Below are 19,887 nucleotides of genomic sequence, written 5' to 3'. Positions count from 1 at the left end.
CAAATGGACAAATTACAACTGAACAAGTTACCGAAAACGGACTTAGCTAAAAAAAGCATCACAAGGACTGTTTTTGAAAAACAATCAGAAGGTGTTTCCAAAATTTATGAAAAAATGCAAGAATCTTTCTCAATTAAAAAACAATCTAATTCCGACAAGAAAGAATACATTTTAATTTCATAAAATTTTTAGCTAAAAGAAATTTGTAAAATCGGTTCAGGCCGATTTTTTTATTGCCATACTTTTTATTCTTCAGCTGTAGCGTTCAAGCATAGCTTAAGTTTCATTTAACTTTAGTTAGATAAATTTTACTCCTATAGATATGAGGATTTTTTAATACAATAAAAATTAAAACGAGAATTGCCAAAAAAAGCGGCAAAACTTCTTAGTATTCAATCAGCAATATTCATACAGGCAATAAAAAATTACATCCGAGTAATATATTTTTGTATAAATTCGTTTCTCATTAGCTATTGAAAAAATGACAACTAAAGCTACCTATTATCCAAAGTTTGACTACACTCCTACTGACCTCAGCAAATACATTGAGGCAGCAGGCATTTTCACCATTTTACTCAAATCCGGCAAGACTGTACATTTTTTCCCAGAAAATAATGAAAGTTTTAGAGAATGGCTCAATACCCATAACATACAAAATCTTCGAGATAATTAAAAAACAATAAGTATATTTCTCATAGGTTAGCAACGGAGGCCAGCTCTTTTTAGGGCAGGCCTTTTTTAGTTATATAAATGTTTTCTATTTCCCATTAAACTTTTAATTTTAATTTGCAAAAAATATCACTGAATGACGATATAAGGAAATAAACATAAATCATAAATAAGAACTTGCGTTTCGCAAACTGTTTCTGTGTCCGAAAAGTCGAAATTTCAAATTACACCAGAAAAGTTTAGCAAACGCTCAGGCATGCCTGGGCTTTGTTTACTTGGTGTAATGGGCTTCGACTCCCACGGACACGAGTACAATAAAAGTCCGGGCTTTCTTTTGTATAGCAGTTCGCCACACGCTTAACCTTTAGGACAAAATTTACATAACAAAAATATCTACTGCTATATGAAGAAAATATTAATTACAGTGAATGAACTGATTTCAAAAATGCAATACGACATATATCCCAACCCAAATTGCTATTTATCCTCTCGGCTTGCTATTTATCCTATCCCTTTGATAAACGGTATTATTTCCCTGAAGTTTGAATTTAACGACACTTAAACTGCTAATGATGACTTAATATACCAAAGAGGCAAAAACTAATTTATATAACAAAAAATGGTTGCTGTTATATGGAGAAAATACTAACGGTAGATGATGAACTTATTATTGCTAATCGTATCAAAGAAATAATAAACACAGTTGAAAAAGAAGTACCAAATTTCATCCTGTTGGGTATCTGCTTATTTAAAGATAAAGAGGCAGGTACAAGGATAGCTGACTCTATGCAGAATTATTTTAAATCTGCTACCGTTATAACTAAACCAATCATAGAAGAAAAAATATCTAAACCCAAAAGCATTTTCTTAAAAGGCAGGTTCCTTGAAAAAGTCCATTATGAAGACTTAATGGAAATACATTTTTCAAATTATATTTTTAGCACTAAAGAAATCCTGTTTGATAACATTACCGTTATTCAATCCTTTAATGATGTTAAGCGGAACACCATTTTATTTAAATTCAAACAGCATAATACTTTTTTTATCACTGGAAGTACGATTGAAAAAATACTGAAAGTATTACCGCAACATTTTGTACAAGTACATCAGTCTTTTGTTGTTAACCTGCACTATGCTACTCAACGGAATGGAAGATACATATTAGTCGCAAATGAAAAGATACCAATAGGGCGGTCATTTAAAAATGCCATATAACGTATATCCTAAAACTAATTGTTGTTTATCCTTTCTGCTTGCTATTTATCCTATTCATTTGATAATCAGTATTATTTAACAGATGTTTGAATTGTAAGGATAAAGAATTTTTTCAAAGTTTCCCTCGGGGAATTATATACCCAAAAAACATGAAATGCATTTCACTAACAGAAATACTAATTGCTTCCCAGTTTTCTCCGCACTCCTTTTTATCAAAGAAGAGAAAGAATTAAATAAAGAAACATAAATGCCAAAACTAAAAGAGTTATGGTATAAGCAAAGTGATTCAATTAAATAAATAAATTTAAAATGAAAAAAAGTATAATACTATTTGCTTTTATCAGTATAGCAACAATAGGTTTAAATAGTCCATCATTCGCACAAAGTAATACACCGGCAACAATACCAGATTGTCAGGGCAATACTTTAAAGTCATCCAATGCTTTTGAGAAATCAGCATTGTTTAATTCTGTAGGAGTTGATTTATATAAGTACGACTGGAAAAATCCTACTATCAATTGCCACATCAATGAAACCATTAAAGCAAATTCAAAAAGAATGAGCAATTTGTATGGAGCCGCAGCCGCAGGTGGAGGTGCTTTAGGATTACTTACTATAGGATTAGTAGGACACGTTCCTACTGATGTTGACTTTGACAATGATTACGGTTATCCTAAAAGAAAAATAAGTGTTGCTCCTGTTATTTTTGGATTAGGCTCTGCTGTTTTATCTTATTATCTATTCAATAAGTCAAAACGCTGGAAGAGTCGTTCAGAAAATCATCTGACCATCGTGCAGGATTATTTTAGAATGAAAGGACTATAACTTAAAAATTATAATAAACCCATTAACCATTTGTATAAAGGCTAATGGGTTTATTGGTTATTAGTAGAAATATTTTTTGTATATGAAATTTGTCTAAACATTTAAAAAATTAAACCATGAGAAAAATAGCAACTCTTTTGATTTTCATAATCGCGTGCATAACTTTATTTTCTTGTAAAAAAGAAAAAAGCGATACAAAAGATTCAGTTTCTCTTTCTCACTGGACACTATATTCTGATACGTATAAAGCAATAGCTACTTATACAAATAAATCCAATGGGTGGGCATTAGAAGCAACAGATTATAACAATCCTACGAATACCGCTAATAGTATCCTCATATTTTTTAATAAACCATCCAATAGTCGTTCCTTAAAGGTATTAACGCCTGCAGGCACTACTTACGACCCCGATAACACGGCATGGATTCAGGTAGTGGCATACGGTAACTTATATTTCAGTTCTGGAAAAAGCGGAGATAAAATTGATGTGACTATTTTGCCAAACAATAAACTGAAAGTAACATTTTCAAATGTAGAAGTTCCATCAGTATTAAAAGGAACAGCCTTAGTATCGGGCACTTTAATTGAAGAATAATACAAGCCGTAATCAAAAAAAAATTTAGCATACTTATTAAAACCAAAACTATGATTGAGATAAAGCCTCATAAAGACATTTCCTCAATAGGATTAGGTTCGTGGGGGTTTAATGGTAAGATTATCCATTCAATCACCACAGAATTTACTGGTAATTGTTTGAGTAGTCATGATACTAATTGTTTGAATGAAATAATTATCTATTTTGGGTATAGACCTAAAAAGAATACTGTGTTTGAAGTTGTTAATAGCATATATGATATGAGGATAGGGAAAACAGTTTGTATAAATATTTTTTCTGAAGATAAAACACAGTGGGAATCTGTTGAGAGTAATAACGAAAAACTGTATGTAAAATTTCTAAATAAAGGGCTGATGCGTTTATCTTTTTCAAGTATTGCCATGCAAAACATATCGCCATTTGATAAAAGGATTTTATTTTGCTCTGGACTAATTCAAGAGCAAGATAAATTTTCAAATGGATTTCAAAATTTGATTCTAAGGAAGTTGTTTAGCATGAGAGGGAAATAAAATACCAGTTACAAAAATGCAACTGGTATTTTATTTTAGTAATAATTGTATATGTGAATCACCCACTACCTCTTTTTTTATGCTTACCTGGTGGTTTCTTTTTTTCTTTTTTGGGTTGGGTTATAAAATTCGAATAAATCTTAGCTTTTAATTTTTCGCCAACTGATTGGGCAAGGGGTTTAAGTGCTTCGTTCAAAAACATCTTTAAGATACCTATGACGGAAGCAATTATAACACCAATAATAGCAATCAAATCACCCCATCTGTAACCGTGTCCACCATGTTCAAGAACCACAATAACAGTGTTAAAACAAGTTACTTGGTTAATTAAAATCGTTTGGGATGAGTAATTATAAAAAACGATTTTTTCACCGCTAATCTCCCCATATAGTCTAATATCTGGTTCCTCAGTTTTTTCTTGTTCAGTCTCGTCAATTTGAGCATTAGTAAATGGCAATAAAAAGAACAGTCCTAAAGTTGTAAAAATTATTTTCCCAAAAAAACTAAATGTGAAAATATCTTTTGATATCGCTTTAATCTTATGGTGAAGTATCGGCCTCTTCAATTTGCTGTCGGATGTTATATCGTTTCGCATAACTTAAATTTTTGAAGGACTTTAAAATGTTTTTTTGACGCATTGTTTGAATTTAATTGATTTCCTAAATAAGAGTTATCTTTTTCTATATGGGCGCTTTTTAGCGAAATTTTAAATAGTCTATTTACAACAGCTCAAAACTTTACTAACCATTACTACGCACATACTTTCTCCATCATGTGTTTGACACATTTATTTTTTGTCAACAGTGCATAACATTCTTACAATATTTTGGTATCAGATTTAGAGGGAGCATGAAATTTTGTAACGGCGGTAAGAAAATTACCTGTAATTACTTTGAATGAATTGTGTACGCAATTCATTGGATATTATTCAATACTAAAGTTATTACATATTTTAAAAAAGAAAAAATTTTTTTAATACAGAAAAAAGCCTATTATAAAAATAACAGGCTTTTGAATAATATCCTCTTCAAAGTAATATTATTATCCCAGAGGATAGGGATAATATCTTGCGTATAATAGCAATTTCTTTTTACAATGTAAAGTAAGTGAGAACATATCTCACAGATGTATTATAGGGGTTATTTTGTATTAGTTAATAGCAAAGCCTGTAAATTACTGTACCTGTGATTGCACATAACTAAGCTTAGGAATATATTTTTATGTTTTAAAGTTAACTCTTTTCTCAAAACTGCCAAATTATTTAGTGCTACTATGTAGTTAAATATATAAGCCTCATTTAATCAAACAATTAGCTTAAAGTTTAATCATTCAAATACTGATAAGTAATAACCAAAGCCATCGCATCAAATAGTCCTGCATAATAATTCTCCGGTTCCCACGGCTTTCTTTTATGTGATAGCTTTGATTTGAGTTCTGGATACACTTCGGCAATCTTTAAAGATATTTCGTATTTATTCCTTGCACCAAAAATTTCAAAGATGCCTTTCACTTGCTCCCTTGAATATTTAATAACCTTAACTTCAGCATAAATATTATGTGATAGCTCACTAATTAGCTTTTTAATTCTTGGTGATTTACTGGAGCTTTCGTAGTCTTCAACTAATAGTATTTCGGGAGTATAGTATTTAATCATTTCATTAATCCTCTTTACACATGTGCTATTACTTACCGGTCGTACAGTAGTAATACCATAATCAATTATTTCTCCCTTTTCACTTAATATGACAAATCCAAAGCCTAATGTATTTGGATGAATTGCAATTATTCTTTTTCTATTTTTCATTTAATTTTTTATCAATTATTTCATTTAATAAACTTAGGAACGCAATTCTTTCTTGCCCCTTTTTAGTTTTCTTCTGCTTATTTAGTGATTCAATGAGTGGGACAATATTTCCCGATATTTTATTTAAAGTGCGTTTGCTCTGTTCTTCAAATAATTTATCAGTAGATGCTTGAAATATGATTTGATAGGTTAGGATAATTTCAAGGGTGGGTTTCCTTTTTCCTCTCTCACATCTTGATAGGTATGTACTATCAGACATACCAAGAAGAAAAGAAATATTATCAATTGATAATTCTGTTTTCTTTCTAAAGGTTCTTAAAAAATTACGCATAGAGTTGTTGCAATTTTCAGAAAGAAAATTGCCTACTCATATTGTAGTCGTAATTATTTTATGTAGTAGTAATGAAAAGTTGCTATTATGACAATATGGGGATAACAAATTTATTCAGTTGAATTTTTTAAACCTTTCCACTTTGATTTTAGTTCTGAAATAATTTTATTGATATGCTCCGGACTGTTTTCTTTTGTTCCATTTCTTTTGTTATTATTTCTTTTGTTATGTTCCATATTCTGCACATGTTTATGCGGTAAAGTGCACATGTTGATGTCATAATCTGCACATGTTTCGTTAAATGAATAGAATAGACAATAGCGGCCTTGCCTTTCCTTTGGAAGACTTAAAATATTTCCTTTTGTATCACTGACAGTAATAATATTTTTTTCTACAAGTATTTTAATTGTTTCAGAAATAACCCGGCGGGATAATCCGGTTTTCTTTTCAAACTGACTTATTGAAATTCTATCTCTTTCTTTCTTCCATCCATAAGTTTGCCGAATGACAACAAGCAAGATTTTTAATTCTGCATATTTTAATTCTTTTAAGAGTTCATCAATTAGAATATTGGGAGTTTTGGTATAGCCATTTTTCATTATTTAATGATAAATGAATTGCGGCATTTAAGGAGGTATTACTAAAATGCTTAATTGGCTATTTATTATTACTTCATTTTAATGAAAAGAAAAATTAAAATATTTTCTATGAGATTAAGAGTTCCAAGCGAATTAAAAGAAAAAGACATTTTAGAGTTTAAAAGGCTGTATGAAAAGAATTACGGTGAAGTTATTACCTATGAGGAAGCCAGAGATTATGCAATGAGCCTACTACGGTTTATAGCCCTCATTCTAAAAGGTAGTGGTAAAAATTTATGAAATGTATTAGTATATACCGGGCTATATGAGAAATACAACATTTAGATATTTCTTGTATGCAAGACGGTCTTCGGAATCAGAAGACCGCCAAATGGCTTCCATAGAAGACCAGATAGCCGAAGTTAAGAAATTAGCAGAAAGATATTCCCTGAATATCGTTGATGTTATTTCAGAATCTAAGTCTGCTAAGGAGCCAGGTCGTCCTTTGTTTAATAAAATGCTGAAGCGAATCCATAAAGGTGAAGCGGATAGTATACTCACATGGAAACTCAACCGTTTAGCCCGCAATCCTATTGATGGTGGGCAAATTAGTTGGATGCTTCAACAAAACATCATAAAGCATATACAAACCTTTGAAAGAGATTACAACCCCTCTGACAATGTACTGCTGATGCAAGTAGAGTTTGGTATGGCAAATCAGTATGTAAAAGATTTGAGTATTGACGTTAAAAGAGGTATGAGGCAGAAAGCAGAAAGGGGGTGGTTTCCAATTTCAATTTTACCAATAGGCTATTGCCATAATTCCAAATACCGTATCGGTATAGAAGAAGAAATACTACCAGATGGAGAGCAGTTTTCTATACTTAAAAATTTATGGAAACTTCTCTTAACTGGTAAATATTCTGTCATTAATATCAAGAAAAAAGGTGATGCTATGGGATTGCGAAATAAATTCAATAGAGTTATTTCGCAAAGCACATATTATTATATCTTTTCTAACGAGTTTTATGCTGGTTTCTTTTATTGGAAAGATAAAGACGGTGTAATAACTCGTATCAAAGGCAAGCATAAGCCTATGGTTAGCTGGGCGAACTTTTTGACTGTTCAAAATATATTGAACAGAAAGATATATCAAATTTCAAGAGAAAGACAATATGACTTCCCATATCGTGGACTTATCAAATGTGGTGAATGTGGTTGTATGATTACACCAGACCATAAATTGCAGGCAATTTGCACGGAATGTAAACACAAGTTTTCAATTAAAACTATGACAGCTTGCCCTAAATGCGAAACGCCACTTGATAAAATGAATAATCCTACTATCCTTAATATCCTTTATTATCATTGTAGTAAAAGCAGAAATAATTGCTCGCAAGGCTCTATCAGAAAAGAAGAAATAGAATCTACAATTGAAAAAGCTTTAACAAAAATATCTCTCAATCAAGATTTCCGTTTGTTTGCTTCAACTAAATTAAAAGACAGTGAAAAAGAACTTGAAGAAGATAAACAGCAAATTAAGGTTCTTACAAGAAAAAAGACCACGCTTACTAATAGATTAAATGAATTGGTAAACTTGTTAGCTGATAAAAGGATAAATGCGGAGCAGTATAACCTAACATATATAAATACACAGAAAGAAATTTACTCTCTTGAGACCGAAATTGAGAATATACAAAATCAAAAAATCATTACTCAAGAACAAGACGAAAAGGCTTTTAATTTCTGTTTGGATGCAATTGAAAGATTTAGGAATGGTAATGATTTGGAAAAAACAGATATACTTCAGGAGTTATCTTCGAACCTAACATTACTCAATAAAAAGCTATATATATCAATAAAGAAACCGCTTATTGATATTAAAAAACTGCTTATAGAGAAATAGTAAAAAATAGTGTCCTCGAACCTGAAAGTGATTATATTTTTCAAGTGTTAAATTGTTATTTTGGAACAAAATTCCAATCGGGTGAGCCTCATTAAAACCTAAATGAACTCTCCAAAATGGCAATAAGTGAATACTTGACGGGTGAGCCTCATAAAAACCTAAATGAACTCTCCAAACTGGCAATAAGTGAATACTTGACGGGTGAGCCTCATTAAAACCTAAATGAACTCTCCAAAATGGCAATAAGTGAATACTTGACGGGTGAGCCTCATCACAACCTAAATGAACTCTCCAAAATAGCAATAAAGCCATACTTGTGTTCACGTTCGTAATTATTAAACAAAAGACTTCCGTGCATAGAGAATTAATAAGAAAATGAAACCCTAACGTTAAGATGGGTTTTCAATCTTGCCTAATTGTCCTAATAAAAAAATTATCTTCCAATCTTACTTTTTCCAATAAAACACTTACATTAGTAAAAACGTTTTCTTTTTATCCAAAACGAATTGATCATATCATGTGCTTTTTGTATAAGAATAATCCACTGAACCAGTCTGGTCTTATTTAACTCTAGTGGTTATAAAAACACCTATGAAGAGAATAAAAAGAAACTTAGTTGAAAAAGGTGTCCAAAAAAAGACTAAACACCCAGCAGGTACTATTAAATCATACAATTGCTTGCTGAAATTTAATAAACTAAAAACGTTCCATTTTCTTAGGATATGAAAAATAAATAAATCATGATAAAATCATTATTATTTCCGGCAGGAACCTATACTTTAATCATTAACTCCTAATATGAAAATAACTCAAATCAAAATAGAGAACTTCAGACTACTTAAAAATTTCTCTTTGGATTTGGAAGACGATTTATCCTTGATAATAGGAAAGAATAATACCGGCAAAACATCTATCCTGTTTACTTTAGATAAATTTCTTAACGAGAAAACTAAATTCTGTTATGACGACTTAAATATAGATTTTAAAAACGAGTTAGAAGGTCTTATAAAATCAGCGGATATTCCCGAAGAGTTTATGCCTAAAGGCATCAAGCTAAAAATATTTATTGAGTATAACGAGAAAGATGATTTATCAAATGTCAGCAGAGTATTAATGGATTTAGACCCTGATAATAATAAAATTGTATTAGGGTTTGAATATACAGTAACCTATACTGATTTTCTGAAAATTAGAACTGATTATGCGACTTTCTTGGCAAGTGAAAAAGCTAAGGTAGATGAGAAAAAGAAAAACAAGCCTAGAGAATTAAAAGAATTTCTAAAGCAAGAATTAGATAATTATTTCCATACTCACAAGATGTCTTTTGAATATGATATGGTTACTAATACAGTTAATGATGGTAACTTTATAGACCTTGAAAGCGAAGGTATCAGCATTAAAGATATAATTGGTTTCAAATACATCAGTGCAAGACGAGATGTGACCAATAAAGAAAAGGAAAACACATTATCTAAGCAAACATCCAATCTTTATAAAAAGAAAGAAGATAATAGCGACAAAAACCAAGCTACTGAAAACTTTAAAGACCAACTTTCAGAAACCGATAGCAAATTAAGTGATATATACAGTGAGCTGTTCAGTGATGTAATCAAAAAAGTACAAGATTTTGGAGGAGTAAAATTAAATGATACAGATATAGCAATAATTTCAACATTACAGCATAAGGAACTACTTGAAGGGAATACAACCGTAGTATATACCCACGATGACCATAAATTACCAGAGCATTATAATGGCTTAGGTTATATGAACCTTATAAGTATAATTTTTGAAATTGAAATTCTTGTTCAGGATTTCAAACGAGATAAGGACAAAAAGCCAGCAGATATAAATCTACTCGTTATAGAAGAACCTGAAGCACATACACATCCCCAAATGCAGTATGTCTTTATTAAAAACATTAAGAAATTACTTGCCGAAGGTATAAAGAGAGATGATGGAATAAATAGACCACTACAATACATAATTACAACACATTCATCTCATATTGTTGCAGATAGTGATTTTGATGATATTAAATATTTGAAAGCGGAAAACAAGAATAATGTTGTTGCGAAAAATCTTTCAGATTTAAGAAAGCAATATGATGCCGACCCAAACCAATATCAATTTCTAAAGCAGTATCTAACTATCAGCAGAGCTGAAATTTTCTTTGCTGATAAAGCGGTTCTAATCGAGGGGGATACGGAAAGAATATTGATACCAACCTTTATGCGAAAAGTGGATTTGGAAGAAGCAGCTCGTCTAAAAGCAGAAGGCAAAGAAGATACTTTTCTTCCACTATTATCTCAAAATATATCTATTATTGAAGTTGGGGCTTATTCACAAATCTTCGAGAAGTTTATAGAATTTTTAGGTATTAAATCTTTGATTTTAACGGATATTGATGCTATTAAGGTCGTAAAGCAAGATGAGAAAGGACAGGATGTTTGGGGGGCTTGTCCTGTTAATGAAGGTACAAAAACGAGCAATTCTGCAATTAACCATTTTCTGAAAGAAGTTACTTGGGATAATTTAAAAGCATTGTCTATTTCAAATAGAACAATTCTCGTTGGAAGCTCTACGGTTTGTATATGCTATCAGCAGGAAGAAGACACCTATCACGCAAGAAGTTTTGAGGATGCTTTTATCCACATAAACCGAGCGTTTGTAAACGGCAAGAAAAATGACTTTCAAGGACTGCAAAACAGAAAGTTATTTGATGATGGTGAAAATGATGCTTATGTATTAGCTGGTTCTTGTGTTAAAAAGAAAACACATTTTGCATTGGATATTTTATATCATAGTGATGAAAGTTTTAGCAATTGGAATATTCCGGAATACATTAAAAATGGGTTATTATGGTTGAAGCAAGATTAAATGCAAATTTAGAACTCGAAGTAATAGAAATCTTCCAATCAATTGATAAAGGGAGAAACTTTCTTTTAAGTGGTGGCGCAGGGAGTGGTAAAACCTATTCGTTGGTAAGCGTTATTCGTCAGGTGATAACTGAAAACCCAACAGTAAAAGTAGCCTGTATGACATACACCAACGCAGCAGTAAAGGAAATCGAAGAAAGGGTAAATCATAAGAACCTGAATGTATCTACAATCCACGACTTTTTATGGGATAATATAAAACACTTTCAAAAGGAGCTTAAAGAAGCAATTATTTCATTAGCAAATAATGAAGAAGTTAGCAGGATTTCAATTGACGAGGTAAATCCTGTTCCAGAAAACTATTACGAGAGTTTAGAGGATGGCATACAATACAAGGAATTTTTAAGACTACGTGACGGGATTATATCTCACGATGAACTACTTATAGTTGCAAACTATCTTTTTGAGAAATATCCGAAACTTAGCAGTATTGTAAAAGATAAATACAAGTTCATTTTTATTGATGAATATCAAGATACAAGTAAGGCTGTTGTAGATATTTTTCTTACTCATTTCAAGAAAAGCGAAAGAAAAAATATTATTGGTTTCTTTGGCGATGCAATGCAATCTATTTATGATGATGGGATTGGAAATTTAGACGAATACAAAGGAGATGATGCAGATACTGTAAATGAAGTTCCAAAGAAACAGAATAGAAGAAACCCTCAGCTTGTTATTGATTTAGCAAATAAACTTCGGACTGATGGTATTACACAAGAACCTTCTACTAACCCCAACGCACCCAATATGGTTGAAGGTGTAGTAAAGCAAGGCAATGTACTATTCCTACATTCTACTGAAGGCAATATTGGTAAGGTTGAAAAATTCCTGGAAGAAAATTATAGTTGGGATTTCAATAATTCAAAAGAAACAAAGGAACTGAACCTCACTCACAATTTAATAGCAGGCAAAGCAGGATTTAGAACCTTAATGGATATTTATGATAAAGACCACATATTAAGTTTTAGGGATAGAATTAAGAAGTATATAAAAGATAATGGCATTACAACTGATTTTTCAGAAAACACATTTGGCGAAGTTATTCAGATATTACAGCAGGGGAAAAGTGGTCGGGATTTGAATGCTGTTAGTCCGACTAACACAATGCAAAATTTTATTGCCGACAATGCGGAATTGTACAATTCAGCATTAGAATTAAACTATTCTGAATTTTCCAAAATGTTTGTTGATAAAGATCAATTGCTTGACGATAAAAAGCAAGATGAAGATGAAAATAAGAAGGGGTCAAAAAGAGATAATTTAATAAAGCATCTGTTTAAAATTCAAACTAATATTTCTCTATATAAAAATAAAAGGTATAACGAGTTTCTAAGGGCAACAGACTATCGTTTTAGAATAACAAGTATAGCAAGCAAAAGAACTCTAAAAGAAAATATTGATAATCTTGCAAATGTTGGCGATAAAACAATAGAAGAAGTAATTACTGATGCCAACGAAAAGGGTATTTGTATGATTGATGATAAACTCATTGATTTTAAAGAGAAAAAAGAATATTTATATAATCGTGTGAAAAATGTCAGGTTTAGTGAATTTCAAAAGCTATATGAATATTTAGAAGGGCAAACACCGTTCTCAACACAACATAAAACTAAAGGAACTGAATTTAACAATGTTTTGGTTATTCTTGATAATGGAGGTTGGAACAATTACAATTTCGGTAATCTTTTCTTAGAAACGGGCTCGGCAAGCGTATTGAATAGAACTAAAAAGATATTTTATGTTTGTTGCACAAGGGCTAAAGAAAATTTAGCGGTTTTCTTTCACAATCCTGATGCACAAGTAATAGCAAAAGCAAAAGTATGGTTTGATGATTTGAGTATAATTGATATTGATAATAAATCATAATCTCCCGAAATTTGCTAATTCAGCAATATATTACTACTCCTCAAAGATGCTAAGGAAACATATAATCGTTAAATGAAAAATTCAAATAACGATTTAACATTTTTAGCAGAAACTAATTACAGGAATAATAGAAAGTTGTTTGGTATAAAGCAAAAAGATAGACTGCTCCATACATATATTATCGGTAAAACTGGAACAGGTAAAACTAATCTACTGCAAACTCAAATCTTGCAAGATATATGTAGTGATAAAGGATGTAGTGTATTTGATGTTCACGGAGATTTAATAGCAGGCATTTGGAAAAGATTACCAAACGATAGAATTAAAGATGTTATCTATTTAAACATTCCTAATACAAGTCAAAGTTATAAATTCAATCCCTTTCTAAAAGTCCCTTATGAAAAGAGAGCCTTAGTAGCGGGAGGAATATTAGACACACTTTCAAAACTTTGGTCATCCGCTTGGGGCTTAAAATTAGAGCATATATTGCGATATATATTACTTACTCTTTTAGACCAACAAGAGGCTAATATATCGGATGTAATAAAGCTATTAGACAATCAAGAATTTAGAGAGGAATGTATAAAGAATGTAGTGAGTGGTGATATTAAACGCTTTTGGCTGACTGAATTTAAAAACTATACTAAAGCTGATTTATTGCCGATATATAACAAGATTGGGGCGTTTATGGTTTATCCTGCTGTTAAGAGGTTATTAATAGAAAACACTACTGAAATATCTTTTAGGGATATACTTGATAATAGAAAGATATTACTAATAAATATTTCTAAAGGAGCACTCGGTGATAATGTTTCTGAAATTCTTGGGGCATTACTTTTAAACTCATTATCCTTTTCCGCTTTTACTCGAATAGATACCTTAGAAGAAAAGAGAGAACCTTTTATGGTCTACCTTGATGAGTTCCAGGAATACACAAGTCCTGTACTTTTAAATATGCTTTCAGAACTAAGGAAGTTTAAAATCGGTATGATTGTGGCACATCAATATCTTGACCAGTTATCAAAAGAAATACAAAATGCAGTACTGGGAAATGCTGGTACACTAATCACATTTAGGCTTGGTATGAATGACGCAAAATATTTCGCTACGGAATACGAGCCAATATTTACCGCCCAGAATATTGCTAATTTACCAAACTATGAAATCTATTTAAAGTTAATGATTGATGGTACGCCATCAAAGGCGTTTAGTGCGAAGACGGTAAAATGGGAATGAAAAATTTTCTACAACCCATTGATTGTAAAACAAATATCTTCTGTACCTTTAGAGGGAACCAAAATTTAACGATATGCTACTTGCACTCACTGTCATTATCTGTATTATCTTAATCATAGCTTCATACAGAAAAGAAGAACTATTTTCCCATTGGTCGCAATTAATACCAAACTTTAAATTCTCTACTAAAGACTTTTACAATTTAGTACAAAAGGAAATGATAAGCCATCAAGTTGAAGGGCTAAGTTTTAGGGAAGAACATATAAAGGTGGGTAGTGTTTTTTCTTCCAAACGTGTATACTTTCGTGTATCGTGGGAGAATTACTATTACAACCTTTGCTTTGCACCATTCGGTGATGGATGCTTTGTATCATGGTGGCTATTTGAAACTACGTCATCTACACAAGGTATATTATCCAGGATTCCAATAATTAGCCAACTTTCCAGAAGCGATACTTTTTACAAAAAAGATACCGCTTCCGCATTTATGAATTATGCACAAAATTCTATAATGGCGGTACTGGATGAGATAACCAAAGAAACAGGGGTACGTATTAGTGAGCAAGATAGAAAACCAATAATGAAAGACCTATTTAAACGGTAATGTATAGCGAAAAGGCAATACAAAATTTTTATGATTGGGAGGTAAAAGGTAGAGGTTATTACCTCTACCCTTACAATGTTTCCCTTGAACCACCATACAAGCCTTTCTTTCATTCTATCGCTACACATGAATCATACACTGATGATGGCAAAGCTCCTACTTTCTTTGAAAGGATATTTAAAAACAAGAAGCCGGTTGAAACAGAAGAAGAAATAAAAGAAGAAGCATTACCAGAGGAATATTATTCCACTTCATTATTAAAGCAAATAAATATATCTTACCCTAAATCATGCGACTTTAAAGACAAACTATTTCAAGAGTTCTTAAATATGCTATCAGAAACCAATGAGCAGGTTTCTTTTGAAATTATTGCCCAAGGCGAAGAAAGTCATACCCAAATCATTTGTAGCGAACTGGATGAAAGAAGAATATTAAATTTACTAAATACCTACTTTCAAGGTATATATATCAAATCACAAAAACTTGATGGACTTCCTTTTGAATATCCACAAGATATATTACTCTTAGATTTCGGCTATGATGAGGAGTTTATACGTCCCATTAATTCGGCTAACGGGCTAACTTCTCTCATGGCTACTATGAATAATTTAAGAGATGATGAAGCTGTAATGTTTCAAGTCATATTTAAAGGGGTTAATTATCCTTGGGCTAATAGTATTATTCAGTCTGTAAATATTGGCGGTGAAGCATTTTTTGAAGATGCCCCCGAAATGCTTACCTGTGCCAAAGAAAAGGTATCATCTCCGCTATTTAGTGTAATTCTCCGTTTAGCAGTTGAAGCCTCCCATCCTGAAAAAGCGGAAAGTTTGGCGTATGAGTTAATACAAAATATACGGTCATCATCAAGAAGTAAATACAACTCTTTAATCCCACTTAGTAATGACGGATATGCTTTTGAAGACCACTCTGATAATTTAAGGTGGCGAACAAGCAACAGGCATGGCATGTTAATGAATGCTAATGAGCTTTCCTCTTTTGTGTATTTCCCGGAAACTAAACGCTCAAATGAGATAGAAAGGAAAACAAAGGCAGTACCTACTTCTTTAATCAATCAGCAATATTTCTTAGGACTTAATACACATAACGGCACAACAAGGAAAGTTTCTCTAAATGATGCTGATAGATTAAGACATACTCACATTATTGGAGCGACAGGAACAGGTAAATCCACATTAATTACAAACCTCTTTTTAGAAGATGTACACGCCGGCAATGGTTGCTGCATATTCGACCCACACGGCGATACCGTGGGCGACATTATTACCCGCATTCCTCCAAATAGATTAAAAGATGTTATCTTAATTGACCCATCAGATTACGAGTATTCATTTTGCATTAATCTTCTAAACGCTAAAACAGAGATTGAAAGGATAGTATTGTCTTCTGACTTAGTAGAAGCCTTTAAAAGACATTCTACATCATGGGGCGACCAAATGACTTCTGTATTATCTAACGCTGTTAATACTTTCCTTGAATCAACAAAAGGAGGAACACTCATAGACCTAAGAAAATTTCTACTTGATAACACCTTTAGAAAAGATTTTCTAAAAACTGTAAATGATAGCCATATTCATTATTACTGGAACCATGAATACCTGCTATTAAAAAAGGGAAGTATATCACCACTCCTTACAAGACTTGATACCTTTCTAAGACCGAAGCTAATCCGTAATATGTTATCTTCTAAAGATGGCTTAGATTTTAATGAGGTATTAAATCAAAGAAAAATATTATTGGTAAAACTCTCACAAGGGTTAATAGGTGAAGAAAACAGTTATTTACTTGGTACATTAATACTCTCTAAAGTGTATCAAGTAGCACAAGCAAGACAGGCATTACCAAAAGACCAAAGATTACCTTTTTACATATATCTTGATGAGTTTCAAAACTTCATTACTCCATCAATTACAGGTATATTATCAGGTGCAAGAAAATACAGCTTAGGACTTAATTTAGCCCATCAAAATTTGAATCAAATCAAAGACGAGGATGTATATTCATCTTTACTAAGTAATGCTAATATTCGGGTTTGTTTTAGGGTTAGTGATGCGGACAGCAAGAAATTAGAATCCAGTTTTTCTTTCTTTGATAGCAAAGACTTACAGAATTTAAATATCGGTGAAGCAATTAGCAAAGTAGGGAGAAGTACAGAGGACTTTTCTTTAGAAACTGTACTACTACAAAAGGTTAGCACAAATACTAACAGTGAAATCATTACTAAAATTTCAAGGGAAAAGTATTCAAGGAAAGTTTCCGATGTTGTAGAAGAAGTAATACCAGAAACAGTACCAGAGCCATTACCGCAAATTGTAGAAGTGCCTAAGCCAGTCAAAGAAGAAAAGAGCATACCACCAGAACCAAAAGAGGAAATACTACCCAAAGCAGAAGTAAGACCAAAAGAAGAAATACAAATTATACAGCCAGCACCAAAGCCAATATCTAACATTGAAGAAAAGGGGAAAGAATATCTTAATACCCTTGCCGAGAAAGAAGAAATCAGAGAACACAGGTTCATTCAAACTTTCATTAAAAAGCTAAGTGAGCAAAGAGGATATGTAGCCAGTATTGAAGAAGAAGTAAAAGGCGGCCGGGTGGATGTATCACTGTTAAAGGATAACATTAAAATTGCTTGTGAGATTGCTCATCATAATTCAGCAGACTACGAAGTACGAAATATACAAAAGTGCCTAAGTGCTGGATATAACTATGTTTGTGTTTTATCAAAAGATGAAAAACATCTTCAACGTATACAAGGGAAGTCTAAGGACATACCGAATACTGATAATGTGAGGTGGTTTAAAGTAGAACAGTTTGCTTTGTTTCTTGATTCACTGGAAGCGAAGGCAGAAGCACCGGTGCAGAAAGTGAGGGGGTATAGGGTGAGGGTGAATTATGGGAGTAAAATAGCTTAGTTATGCTATACAGTTTTAGTGTCTTTAATGTAAATATTACTTGTATCTTTTTATAATAAATTGCAAATAATAATATTAAAAAAGAGATTATGTACTTTGCAGAAATACAAAATAAAATTTTATACATTGCTGATTGGCCTAATAAAGTTATAGCCATTTCTACGGTTATATACACATTAGGGACTTTCTTACTTTGGCGGATAAGTATTACAAATACAAGACAAAATCGAAAAACTATTTCACTAACGGAAGAGCAGATAAAAAGGGATACAGAAATAAAACAAGTCGAATATATTTCGACAATCCATAAGAATTTTCGGGAAGTATATTCAACATTTCTTAAAGATGAAAAAAGTCTACAGATTTTATCTGATAATTTAGGGGGTACGGATACAAAGATTGTTCGTCAGAATTATCTTGCTTCTTTCCTAATTAATCATGCCTATGAATTATTTGAATTTAACCAGTATAAATTATTACCTGATGATTTTTGGAAAAGAACAGAAATTGATATGAGAGCTCTTTTTCAGTGGCAATTTGTAAATGACCGATGGCAAAGAATAAAAACAATCTATTCGCCTGAGTTTCAAAAATTTATTGAAGAAAAAATTTTGATAATAGAATGTTAAATCTTAACTTTAATACAAAATATTTTATAATGAAAACAAAAATTATTTTTTCAAGTTCTGATGGGGGTGTAGCCTGTGCTGCAGGTAAATGTCCTACTGTTTATCAAACAGAAAATGGTAATTATCTTTTTCAAGGCTTTAAATTAGAAAACATTTCAGAAATATCAGATATTTCTGAAGATGAAACTATTATAGAGTTGCCAAAAGAATTTGTCGAAAAATTCATTGAAAAGATGAAGTAATAGAGTATAATTATTATATGGATATTGATAAAATATTTAAAGAGTATAAATCAGAAGCATTTAGATTGGAAACTTTGCCCCAATATAAAGTTGAAGGCGAATGGGAGTGTTTTCAAGAGTTTCAAAAAAGAAAAGAGGTTATCCAATATCAAGATTTGATTGAGTATTTAGATGAGACAAAAATAAAAATTCAAGAAGGAAAAAGACATATTAGAGTGAGAGCTTTCAAGTCTCCAATTACTGGTTATTTGCAGTTTGAAACACTTGTGGGATACGTACCTCAATCCAAAATAGGAGTTGAGTTAAATTTTATAGATTATAATAAAATGGAAACTCTACTCAAAGACGTAAATGTAGAAAAAAGTCAAATTAAAGATTTTTGGCTTTTTGATAAAACCTATTTGTTTTATATTATTTATAATTCTCATGGAGAATTTCAAGATATAGTAGAGGAAACTGAAACATCAATAATTCAATTGTACGTTGATATTAGGAATTTATTAATTAACAATTCTTTTACCTTGAGTTGTTTTTTAGATAACCATTTATTATAACAAGTTAGATTATATATTTGATATCAATCCCTCAATCCTTTCTTTTAGGAGCTTGGATATAGCATTTCCTTTTTCTGCCCGCGAAAGTGTGCCAGGGTCAATTTTCAAAATTCCCGCCATCTCCTTTTGAGTTAATCCTTTTTCCATGCGATACCTTGTTATTTGATTTGTAGTATTAATATCTGGGGTATATCCCAGGAATTTAATGATACTTGGTATATGGATTAAAACAGGGGAATTTTTATTTAGCTCCCAATTGGTGATGGTATCAGTTTGGACATTCATTATCTTGGCAACCTCACTTTGCGACATTCCTAAATCAAGTCTACGTTTACGGATGTGGTCGCCATAAGTAAGCAGTTCTTTAGGATATGCTCTGTTTTCAGGCTTTTTACCCCTTAACTGGATATTCCCGATGGGCAACGCATCC

Annotated in this window: 20 protein-coding genes; 15 read left to right on the top strand and 5 right to left on the bottom strand. The window is 31.8% G+C overall.

All coding sequences use genetic code 11. From position 1 onward, the window contains the following. Positions 1 to 3: 3 nt before the first annotated feature. The 5 genes from ACYVBM_RS19920 to ACYVBM_RS19900 all read left to right on the top strand — a co-directional run bounded on the left by ACYVBM_RS19920 (position 4) and on the right by ACYVBM_RS19900 (position 3,835). Positions 4 to 183 carry a hypothetical protein gene (locus tag ACYVBM_RS19920; protein WP_460687456.1) on the top strand — a complete coding sequence of 60 codons (180 nt, stop codon included), beginning with the start codon at positions 4 to 6 and terminating at the stop codon, positions 181 to 183. Positions 184 to 1,302: 1,119 nt separating this feature from the next. After that, complete coding sequence (locus ACYVBM_RS19915) at positions 1,303 to 1,884, top strand: LytTR family transcriptional regulator DNA-binding domain-containing protein (protein WP_460687455.1); 582 nt, start codon at positions 1,303 to 1,305, stop codon at positions 1,882 to 1,884. A gap of 309 nt (positions 1,885 to 2,193) precedes the next feature. Next, on the top strand, positions 2,194 to 2,709 hold the full coding sequence (locus ACYVBM_RS19910; RefSeq protein WP_460687454.1) for a hypothetical protein: 516 nt from the start codon (positions 2,194 to 2,196) through the stop codon (positions 2,707 to 2,709). A gap of 116 nt (positions 2,710 to 2,825) precedes the next feature. Then, positions 2,826 to 3,305: a hypothetical protein gene (locus ACYVBM_RS19905; protein ID WP_460687453.1), complete on the top strand. Its 480-nt coding sequence runs from the start codon at positions 2,826 to 2,828 to the stop codon at positions 3,303 to 3,305. Between the two features lie 50 nt (positions 3,306 to 3,355). Further along, positions 3,356 to 3,835 carry a hypothetical protein gene (locus tag ACYVBM_RS19900; protein WP_460687452.1) on the top strand — a complete coding sequence of 160 codons (480 nt, stop codon included), beginning with the start codon at positions 3,356 to 3,358 and terminating at the stop codon, positions 3,833 to 3,835. 58 nt (positions 3,836 to 3,893) lie between these two features. Here the strand turns inward: ACYVBM_RS19900 and ACYVBM_RS19895 are convergent, their stop codons facing one another. From ACYVBM_RS19895 to ACYVBM_RS19880, 4 genes are all read right to left on the bottom strand, one after another. Next, positions 3,894 to 4,430: a hypothetical protein gene (locus ACYVBM_RS19895; protein WP_460687451.1), complete on the bottom strand. Its 537-nt coding sequence runs from the start codon at positions 4,428 to 4,430 to the stop codon at positions 3,894 to 3,896. Between the two features lie 726 nt (positions 4,431 to 5,156). Continuing rightward, a complete protein-coding gene (locus tag ACYVBM_RS19890; protein ID WP_460687450.1) occupies positions 5,157 to 5,639 on the bottom strand; it encodes a hypothetical protein in 483 nt (160 codons plus the stop codon). Then, positions 5,629 to 5,970 (bottom strand): helix-turn-helix domain-containing protein, encoded by a 342-nt coding sequence (locus tag ACYVBM_RS19885; RefSeq protein WP_460687449.1) that lies wholly within the window; start codon positions 5,968 to 5,970, stop codon positions 5,629 to 5,631. Before ACYVBM_RS19885 ends, ACYVBM_RS19890 begins: the two co-directional genes overlap by 11 nt. A gap of 110 nt (positions 5,971 to 6,080) precedes the next feature. Then, positions 6,081 to 6,569, bottom strand: a complete 489-nt coding sequence (locus ACYVBM_RS19880) for a replication protein (RefSeq protein ID WP_460687448.1) — start codon at positions 6,567 to 6,569, stop codon at positions 6,081 to 6,083. Positions 6,570 to 6,650: 81 nt separating this feature from the next. On the opposite strand from ACYVBM_RS19880, the gene ACYVBM_RS19875 reads away from it, so the two are divergent. The 10 genes from ACYVBM_RS19875 to ACYVBM_RS19830 all read left to right on the top strand — a co-directional run bounded on the left by ACYVBM_RS19875 (position 6,651) and on the right by ACYVBM_RS19830 (position 19,457). Next, positions 6,651 to 6,848 (top strand): hypothetical protein, encoded by a 198-nt coding sequence (locus ACYVBM_RS19875; RefSeq protein WP_460687447.1) that lies wholly within the window; start codon positions 6,651 to 6,653, stop codon positions 6,846 to 6,848. Between the two features lie 25 nt (positions 6,849 to 6,873). Next, on the top strand, positions 6,874 to 8,454 hold the full coding sequence (locus ACYVBM_RS19870; protein ID WP_460687446.1) for a recombinase family protein: 1,581 nt from the start codon (positions 6,874 to 6,876) through the stop codon (positions 8,452 to 8,454). Positions 8,455 to 9,252: 798 nt separating this feature from the next. After that, positions 9,253 to 11,334: an ATP-dependent nuclease gene (locus ACYVBM_RS19865; protein ID WP_460687445.1), complete on the top strand. Its 2,082-nt coding sequence runs from the start codon at positions 9,253 to 9,255 to the stop codon at positions 11,332 to 11,334. Continuing rightward, a complete protein-coding gene (locus ACYVBM_RS19860; RefSeq protein ID WP_460687444.1) occupies positions 11,316 to 13,259 on the top strand; it encodes a UvrD-helicase domain-containing protein in 1,944 nt (647 codons plus the stop codon). Before ACYVBM_RS19865 ends, ACYVBM_RS19860 begins: the two co-directional genes overlap by 19 nt. A gap of 72 nt (positions 13,260 to 13,331) precedes the next feature. Continuing rightward, on the top strand, positions 13,332 to 14,495 hold the full coding sequence (locus tag ACYVBM_RS19855) for a type IV secretory system conjugative DNA transfer family protein (RefSeq protein ID WP_460687443.1): 1,164 nt from the start codon (positions 13,332 to 13,334) through the stop codon (positions 14,493 to 14,495). Positions 14,496 to 14,568: 73 nt separating this feature from the next. Beyond that, entirely contained in the window at positions 14,569 to 15,099 is a 531-nt protein-coding gene (locus ACYVBM_RS19850) for a hypothetical protein (RefSeq protein ID WP_460687442.1), read from the top strand. Further along, a complete protein-coding gene (locus ACYVBM_RS19845; RefSeq protein ID WP_460687441.1) occupies positions 15,099 to 18,032 on the top strand; it encodes a type IV secretory system conjugative DNA transfer family protein in 2,934 nt (977 codons plus the stop codon). Before ACYVBM_RS19850 ends, ACYVBM_RS19845 begins: the two co-directional genes overlap by 1 nt. A gap of 89 nt (positions 18,033 to 18,121) precedes the next feature. Continuing rightward, complete coding sequence (locus ACYVBM_RS19840) at positions 18,122 to 18,661, top strand: hypothetical protein (RefSeq protein WP_460687440.1); 540 nt, start codon at positions 18,122 to 18,124, stop codon at positions 18,659 to 18,661. A gap of 29 nt (positions 18,662 to 18,690) precedes the next feature. Next, positions 18,691 to 18,903, top strand: coding sequence for a hypothetical protein (locus ACYVBM_RS19835; RefSeq protein WP_460687439.1), 213 nt, complete (start codon positions 18,691 to 18,693; stop codon positions 18,901 to 18,903). A gap of 17 nt (positions 18,904 to 18,920) precedes the next feature. Continuing rightward, positions 18,921 to 19,457: a DUF6879 family protein gene (locus ACYVBM_RS19830; RefSeq protein ID WP_460687438.1), complete on the top strand. Its 537-nt coding sequence runs from the start codon at positions 18,921 to 18,923 to the stop codon at positions 19,455 to 19,457. Positions 19,458 to 19,466: 9 nt separating this feature from the next. On the opposite strand, the gene ACYVBM_RS19825 is transcribed toward ACYVBM_RS19830, so the two are convergent. Next, the coding region (locus tag ACYVBM_RS19825; protein WP_460687437.1) for a helix-turn-helix domain-containing protein at positions 19,467 to 19,887 on the bottom strand (421 nt) is incomplete at its 5' end.

The sequence above is a fragment of the Niabella aquatica genome, from assembly GCF_054779315.1.
Note: the sequence above shows the minus strand (reverse complement) of the source record. Positions and strands in the feature narration are given on the sequence as shown.